A 6,542-nucleotide genomic window follows, 5' to 3' on the forward strand; every position below is an offset into this window, starting at 1 on the left:
AGCGCGTTGCGCGCGGCGAGCACGCTGCACGAATGGAGTAGCGCGGTGGCCGCGAGCCAGGGCATCAGCGAGGCGTTCTCGACCGGGTCCCAGAACCACCAGCCGCCCCAGCCGAGCGTGTAGTAAGCCCAGTAGGAACCGGCGGTGATGCCAAGCGTCAGGAATATCCACGCGCCCAGCACCCACGGCCGCATCGCACGGGCAAAGGCGGGGCCGACATCACGGGTGACAAGCGCGCCAACCGCGAAGCTGAACGCGATCGAGAGCCCGACATAGCCGACGTAAAGCGTGGGCGGATGGAACGCGAGGCCGATGTCCTGCAGCAGCGGATTGAGCCCGGCCCCTTCGGGTGCAGGTTCGGGCAGGCGCGTGAACGGGTTCGAGGCGAGCAGGAGGAAGGCATAGAAGCCGAGGCTGACGAAGGCCTGCCCCGCCAGCGTGGCGATCAGCGTTTCCTCGCGCAGGCGCTTTTCAATGAGCGCGACGAAGCCGCCGCCAAGGCTCATGATCGTCACCCACATCAGCATCGAGCCTTCGTGGTTGCCCCAGGTGCCCGCGAGCTTGAAGATGAAGGGCTTGGCCGAGTGGCTGTTTTCCGCGACCAGCTTGACCGAAAGATCGGTGCTGAGGAACAGCCAGATCAGCGCGGCAAAGGCGAAGGCGACCAGCACGCCCTGCAGCATCGCCACGGGACGGACAACACCGGCGAGATGCGCGGTGGCAGGGCGCAGCGCGAGCGCGCCGGCAACCAGTTGCAGGACAGCCAGCGCCGCCGCCATCCAGAGCACCGCAAGGCCAAGTTCGGCAATCATTTCGTCTCCGCGATCACGGCCTTGGCCTCAGCCGTGCTCATGTTCTTCATTTCACGCGGCACATATTTCTCGTCATGTTTGGCGAGGAGATTGTCGGCCACGAACGTGGTGCCCTCCATGCGCCCTTCGGCGACGACGCCCGAGCCTTCGACGAAGAGGTCCGGCGTGATCCCGGAGAAGCGGACAGGCACGCGCGCCTTGTCGTCCTTGACCATGAAGTTGATCGTTACACCATCGGGCAGGGTCTTGATCGATCCCTTCTCAACCATGCCGCCGAGGCGCACGGCGCGGCCCGCTTCGGGCGGTTTGGCAACGAGTTCGCTCGGCAGGTAGAAATAGGCCGCCTGCTTGCTCAATGCATAGGCGGCTAGCATCCCGGCGCCGACCAGCGCAACGAGCGCGAGAATGATCAGGACAAGGCGCTGATGCTTGGCCTTGATCACGGAGGGCTTGATCGTGGTGTTCATTTCTCACGCGCCTTATCGCGGCGCTTTTCAGAGCGCTTCATGGCCCAAAGGGTCCAGCCCACAAGGACTAGGGTGCCGATGACGCCGATGGCGAGCGCCGCCATCACGAATTGCCACTGATCGAGCTTCTCGTGCATTGTGCGTCGCTTATGCCATCGCCTTGCGGCGCAGGCGCGCCTCGGTCTGGATATCGGCGAGCAGCATGCGCATGCGCGCCAGCACTATTCCGCCGAAGATGAGGGTGAAGCCCAGCGCGGCAATCAGCAGCGGGTAGAGAAACGCCGCATCGATGGTCGACTTGCCCGCGGTGATCGAAGGCGGCTGGTGCAAGCTGTTCCACCACACCACCGAGCGGTTGATGATCGGGATATTGACCGCGCCGACAAGGCCGAAGATCGCGGTGACGCGGCTTGCACCCTCACCCGCCGCGGCATCGCGCTGTGCCGCGCCGGCCAGCGCGATATAGCCGAAGTAGAGGAAGAGGAGGATCAGGAAGCTCGTCAGCCGGCCGTCCCACACCCACCAGGTGCCCCATGTCGGCCGCGCCCAGATCGAGCCGGTGGCAAGGCAGATCGCGGTAAAGGCCGCGCCCGGGACCGAGGCCGCGCGCGCCGCGATACCGGCGAGCGGATGGCGCCAGACGAGCTCGACCAGGCTCGCGATCGCGATCGTCGACCAGCCAGCCATGCCGAGCCACGCCGAAGGTACGTGGATGAAGAGAATGCGCACTGTCTGGCCCATCAGCCGATCCGGCGGCACCATGAACAGGCCCCACGCGAGCGCGCCGAACGCGAGGATGAGCCCCGGCACCAGCATCAACGGCATCAGCCAGCGCGCCATGCGCAGGAAACGGGCAGGATTGGCAAAGCCGTGCATGAGCGGGCAGGTACGTCCGTAACTTGGCGGTACAGTCGAACCTGTCCGCGCGCTCCACCTCTGCCACCTGCCCGCATAGGGAGCAAGAGCTTAGCGCGCATGAACCTAGGTGCAGGCAGGGCAGCTGTTCAAGATGGGGAGAAAATGGGGCGACCAATGGGGTTCGAACCCACGACCTCCGGTACCACAAACCGGCGCTCTAACCAACTGAGCTATGATCGCCACACGACCGCGCCGCCTTGCAGTGCAGACATCGCGGACGCGCGCTTTTGCAGAATGAGCGCGATTTGGGAAGCGGAATCTTGCGGGGGTAAGAGGTTTGTGCCTCCAGCGGGCAAGCGCCATCACCCTCGCATCCCTTGGATTTGGCCGTGATGCCGACGTGTTGAAATGGCTATATGTCGGTGCCCGCAAATCCTGAAGATTCATTATTCTCGGTCTGACCAGACCATATACACCGAGTGGATCCTTTCACTTGCAGTTTGCGGGTTAGCCTGTCCAACACTAGGGTAGATCGGACCATCCCGCCGATCTGGATCGTATTTTCGATAGTTTGTGTGCCTGCGATCAGCTCGGATACAGAACTGTAAGGTTGTTTCGAGCCGTGACGCATCCACCCGCGTCAGTTTATCGGCCAAGACTACCAAGTGATTTCGTCCATTTGCTCGGTGCTCTTTGAAGCGATCGTGCGCCGCACGTGCGGTATAGCCAATAGTGTAGTGCTGAACATAGGGTGATGCCGCGATTGTCCAAATCGTATCAAGAATATCGTCAATGCGCCTTTGCTGAAGTGCCATACCTGCCACCTTTGTCGAGAACCAATCTAGCCTGACACTTGTTTTTTCAATGAGATTAGACATGCGTCAATCCCCAACGTCCGTTTGTGCAACATAAAGCCTAGATCGCGCGGTGTTATTGTGACCACAGAATGGCAGAAATGCAGAGGCCAATGCCTTTCCTCCACCTCCAACAAACAGAAACCCCGGCGGAGGTCATCCGCCGGGGTCCCTTTCAGTACCGAAACGCTAGATCAGAACTTCGCGCCGACCGAGATGGTGACTGTCGCCGGAGCGGCCCAGCCCTGGAAGAACACGGTGGGCAGCGACTGCGTGCGATAGGCCTTGTTGGTCAGGTTCTTGCCCGCCACGCGCAGGAAATAGCCCTTGTAGTTGAGCGCGGCCGAGGCATCGAGCAGGCCGTAGCTGGGCTGGATATCATTGAGCGTGCCGAAGGTGCCGAGCGAGAAGCTGTCGATCCACGAATACCCGGCGGTGAGCGAGAGCTTCGCATCATCCGTAAGATCGCGGACATAGCTGCCACGCACGGTGAAGTTGTTGGCAGGCACGCGCTGGAGGAGGACGCCGGTGAAGTCAGCCGTCGTGCCGGGGGCACCCGCCTGTGCGGCCGGGCCGATCGAGGCGGTCTGGCCGTTGACCTTGCCGTTCTTCACGTTGGCATCCTGAATGCCCAGCGTACCGGAGAGCGAGAGGCCCTTCATCGATTCGGTCATCTTGCCGAAGTCGAAGTCGAGCTCGAACTCGAGACCCTTGATCTGGACCTTCGGGAAGCTCACGACATAAGTATTGGTGCCGGGACCGTAGCCTGGCGTCACGACGACCTGCGATTGCTGGAAGTTGGTGATATCGTTGATGAAGCCGGACGCGTTGAAGGTGATCGCACGGTTGAGGAAACGGGTCTTGATGCCGCCTTCATAAGTCGTGTTCGTCTCGGGCAGGAACGAGAGGAAGTTGTTGTTCGGGCAGCCGGTAGCTGCAGCCGCCGCAACGAGCTCCTCACCGCCGGATGGCGCCGCGCCGCAGTTGGTCTGGCCAGCCTGCTGTTCGGAAAGGGTGCCGCGGATCGAGAAGCCGCCCGAACGGAAGCCTTCCGACCGGTTCACGTAGAGCAGCACATCGGGGGTCGCCTGCCACTGGATGTTGAAGCGGGTGATCAGCTTCTGCCAGCTGCGGCGATCGTTGATCGGGCCGACCAGCGGGATCGAGCCAAGCAGGATATAGCGCGTATCGAAGCGCTTGGCCTCGAAGATGTTGCGCACACCGCCTGAAATCTTGATCGTATCGGTGGGGTTGAGATCCACGTTGCCGAAGAACGACCAGCTGTGATCCTTTTCAGCAGAGAACTGGTCGATCGCGCCATTGGTGTTCTGGTGCAGTGTGATCTTGTGATCGTAGTAGAACGCCCCGACGATGTAATCGACCAGACCGTTCGCCGCCTTGCCCTGCAGCCGCACTTCCTGCGTGAACTGCTTGTAGGTCTGGTCGCGATTGGTGAGGAGCGCACTGCCGGTGGCCGCAAGCAGCGGGTTGCCGACGCTGGTGCAGCCCGTCGCGCCCTTGCAGGTGCCGTCGAAGTCCTGGTTCACCGTATCGGCTGACGACATGTACGAGGTCTGCGAGACCAGATCGCCGATGGGCGTCTTGGCCTTGAGCGCGAGGCTAACGATATTGGTGTTGAGCCGGTCCTTGTCCGCGCCAAGGTTGTTGCCGATCTCGCGCGGCTTCAGGCCATCGGGGCTGCCGGTTTCGGGATTGTACTTGGGCCAGATCGCCGAAGGGTTGCCGCCGGAGAGGATATTGGCAGTCAGGATATTGCCGAACTGCACCGGCGTGCCGCCGCCGGTCTGGTGGATATGATCGTAGCTGAGATCCGCATTGAGCCAGTCGGTGAGGTCGTAGTTCACCTTGAGGTTGAAGGCGCGGTAATCCGAATTACCCGCCCGCTTGTTGGTGAAGACGTTGTTGAGAATGCCGTCGATCCGGCGGTACTGGCCCGAAAACGCGATGCCGCCCTTGTCACCCAGCGGTGCGTTGACCACGCCGCGGCCGTAGAACTCGTTGAACGAGCCGTAGCCCGCCTCCAGGCTGAGGCCCAGTTTGCGGGTGGGTGCGCAGCGGGTAAGGTTGATGAGGCCGGCGGTGGTGTTCTTGCCGTAGAAGATGCCCTGCGGGCCGCGATCGACCTCGACCGAGCAGATGTTGAACATATCGAGCAGCTGGCCGGTGTTGTTGCCGAAGAACACGCCGTCCTGGATCACGCCGACCGGCGGGCTCTGCGTCTTTTCCACGTCGGCATAGCCCTGGCCGCGGATGAAGATGGCGCTCTGACCCGGTGCGGCGGTGCCGCTGCCGATGAACACGTTGGGGGCCGAGCCCTGAATATCGAGCAGCGAACGCGGGGCGAGCAAGGCCAGATCTTCGACAGTGAGCGCGGTGAGTGCGACACCGACCTTCTGCTTGTCGGCCGCCTGGCGCGTGGCGGTAACGATAATCACATCCTTGCCGGCTGCCTCAGCAGCGCCGCCACCCTGATCAGCGGCTTCGGCTGCATCTGCCGCATGGGCAGGCACCGCCAGGGAAACAGCGACCGCCGCGAGCGACGACCAGCCAAGAACGCGCGTATACCGCATGGCATTCTCCTCTCATCCAGTGGACGGCCGGGGCCTGCAGTTTGGATCCGCAGTGTTTGTTCCCGGCTTCGACGAAAGGTGTGGCAGCAGCCCTGACGCCCACAAACCGACAAAAATGAGAGTTTTCGGCAGAATTCGAGGTACCTGTGTATTCAGGTTACAGTACCGATGGTTAGTCGGGATCTTCGGTGTAACGAACTATTGCCCGTTGCCGGAACTACTGTCTTCCACATCCACCCGCAGGACCGGCAGCGCGGCAAGCACCGTCTCGAGCTCTTCGGGGGTAAGCCGGTCGCGAAAGCGGGCTTCGTGCTCGGCAATGCGGCGCCAGGCTTCGGCCGCGTGCTCGGCGCCCTTGTCGGTGACCCTCAGGGCGAGGCTGCGCCCATCGACGCGGGTGCGGGCAACGAGGCCGCGTTCGATCAGGCGGGCAATGATCGGCACCATATTGGCGCGCTTGATCGCGATCGCCTCGCCCACTTCGCTTTGCGAGCAATCCGGGTTCTCGGCAATTACCAGCAGCGTGGTCACTTCGGCCGGCCGCATGTCGAAATCCGAGAGCGTGCGCACGAAATCGGCCATGAGCACCGCGGTGGCGCGGCGCATCTGGTAGCCAAGCAGCTTGTCGAGGGCGTTGGTCAGAACAGCCATGCGCGCTCCTTCATCCGGCAGCGCCGCGATGGCAAGGGTCCGCGCAGGCTTGTTTCACGAAAAAAGGGCGACCGAGGCCGCCCTTTTTCCTGAATACGCGGGTCCGCAAGCTCACTTCTTGAGCGTGAGACCGCCAAAGCGCTTGTTGAACTGCGCCACGCGGCCGCCCTGATCGAGCTGGCGGGTGCCGCCGGTCCACGCCGGGTGCGACAGCGGATCGATTTCGAGCGCCATGGTGTCGCCTTCCTTGCCCCAGGTCGAGCGGGTCTCGAACACGGTGCCGTCGGTCATCTGCACCTTGATCATGTG

The 6,542-nt window shown here is 62.4% G+C and carries 8 protein-coding genes and 1 tRNA gene; all 9 read right to left on the reverse strand.

Annotated features, from left to right (window positions below; translation table 11 throughout):
* Positions 1 to 812, reverse strand: an 812-nt coding sequence (ccsA, locus tag Q0071_RS14900; RefSeq protein ID WP_298171106.1) for a cytochrome c biogenesis protein CcsA, incomplete at its 3' end; no start/stop codon positions are given.
* Positions 809 to 1,279 carry a cytochrome c maturation protein CcmE gene (gene ccmE / locus Q0071_RS14905; RefSeq protein WP_298171109.1) on the reverse strand — a complete coding sequence of 157 codons (471 nt, stop codon included), beginning with the start codon at positions 1,277 to 1,279 and terminating at the stop codon, positions 809 to 811. The genes ccsA and ccmE, both read right to left, overlap by 4 nt.
* Positions 1,276 to 1,416, reverse strand: coding sequence for a hypothetical protein (locus tag Q0071_RS14910; protein WP_298171112.1), 141 nt, complete (start codon positions 1,414 to 1,416; stop codon positions 1,276 to 1,278). Before Q0071_RS14910 ends, ccmE begins: the two co-directional genes overlap by 4 nt.
* A 10-nt stretch (positions 1,417 to 1,426) precedes the next feature.
* Positions 1,427 to 2,155, reverse strand: a complete 729-nt coding sequence (gene ccmC, locus Q0071_RS14915) for a heme ABC transporter permease CcmC (protein ID WP_298171115.1) — start codon at positions 2,153 to 2,155, stop codon at positions 1,427 to 1,429.
* 145 nt (positions 2,156 to 2,300) lie between these two features.
* Positions 2,301 to 2,377, reverse strand: a tRNA-His gene (locus Q0071_RS14920).
* Positions 2,378 to 2,583: 206 nt separating this feature from the next.
* Entirely contained in the window at positions 2,584 to 3,015 is a 432-nt protein-coding gene (locus Q0071_RS14925; protein ID WP_298171118.1) for a hypothetical protein, read from the reverse strand.
* A 170-nt stretch (positions 3,016 to 3,185) separates the two neighbouring features.
* The gene (locus Q0071_RS14930; protein WP_298171121.1) at positions 3,186 to 5,582 is read right to left on the reverse strand and encodes a TonB-dependent receptor; all 2,397 of its coding nucleotides are present in this window, start codon (positions 5,580 to 5,582) and stop codon (positions 3,186 to 3,188) included.
* Positions 5,583 to 5,780: 198 nt separating this feature from the next.
* The gene (locus Q0071_RS14935) at positions 5,781 to 6,233 is read right to left on the reverse strand and encodes a MarR family transcriptional regulator (protein ID WP_298171123.1); all 453 of its coding nucleotides are present in this window, start codon (positions 6,231 to 6,233) and stop codon (positions 5,781 to 5,783) included.
* Positions 6,234 to 6,344: 111 nt separating this feature from the next.
* The gene (gene rpmE, locus Q0071_RS14940) at positions 6,345 to 6,539 is read right to left on the reverse strand and encodes a 50S ribosomal protein L31 (protein ID WP_298171126.1); all 195 of its coding nucleotides are present in this window, start codon (positions 6,537 to 6,539) and stop codon (positions 6,345 to 6,347) included.
* Between the last annotated feature and the right edge of the window lie 3 nt (positions 6,540 to 6,542).

Origin of the sequence: Novosphingobium sp. (assembly GCF_027486195.1) — a bacterium.
GTDB lineage: Bacteria > Pseudomonadota > Alphaproteobacteria > Sphingomonadales > Sphingomonadaceae > Novosphingobium.

Excerpts from the sequence above, each read along its gene's own strand:
- ccmC (WP_298171115.1), bottom strand. The coding sequence starts at position 2,155 with ATGCACGGCTTTGCCAATCCTGCCCGTTTCCTGCGCATGGCGCGCTGG.
- Q0071_RS14910 (WP_298171112.1), bottom strand. The coding sequence starts at position 1,416 with ATGCACGAGAAGCTCGATCAGTGGCAATTCGTGATGGCGGCGCTCGCC.
- Q0071_RS14930 (WP_298171121.1), bottom strand. The coding sequence starts at position 5,582 with ATGCGGTATACGCGCGTTCTTGGCTGGTCGTCGCTCGCGGCGGTCGCT.
- Q0071_RS14935 (WP_298171123.1), bottom strand. The coding sequence starts at position 6,233 with ATGGCTGTTCTGACCAACGCCCTCGACAAGCTGCTTGGCTACCAGATG.
- Q0071_RS14925 (WP_298171118.1), bottom strand. The coding sequence starts at position 3,015 with ATGTCTAATCTCATTGAAAAAACAAGTGTCAGGCTAGATTGGTTCTCG.
- ccmE (WP_298171109.1), bottom strand. The coding sequence starts at position 1,279 with ATGAACACCACGATCAAGCCCTCCGTGATCAAGGCCAAGCATCAGCGC.
- rpmE (WP_298171126.1), bottom strand. The coding sequence starts at position 6,539 with ATGATCAAGGTGCAGATGACCGACGGCACCGTGTTCGAGACCCGCTCG.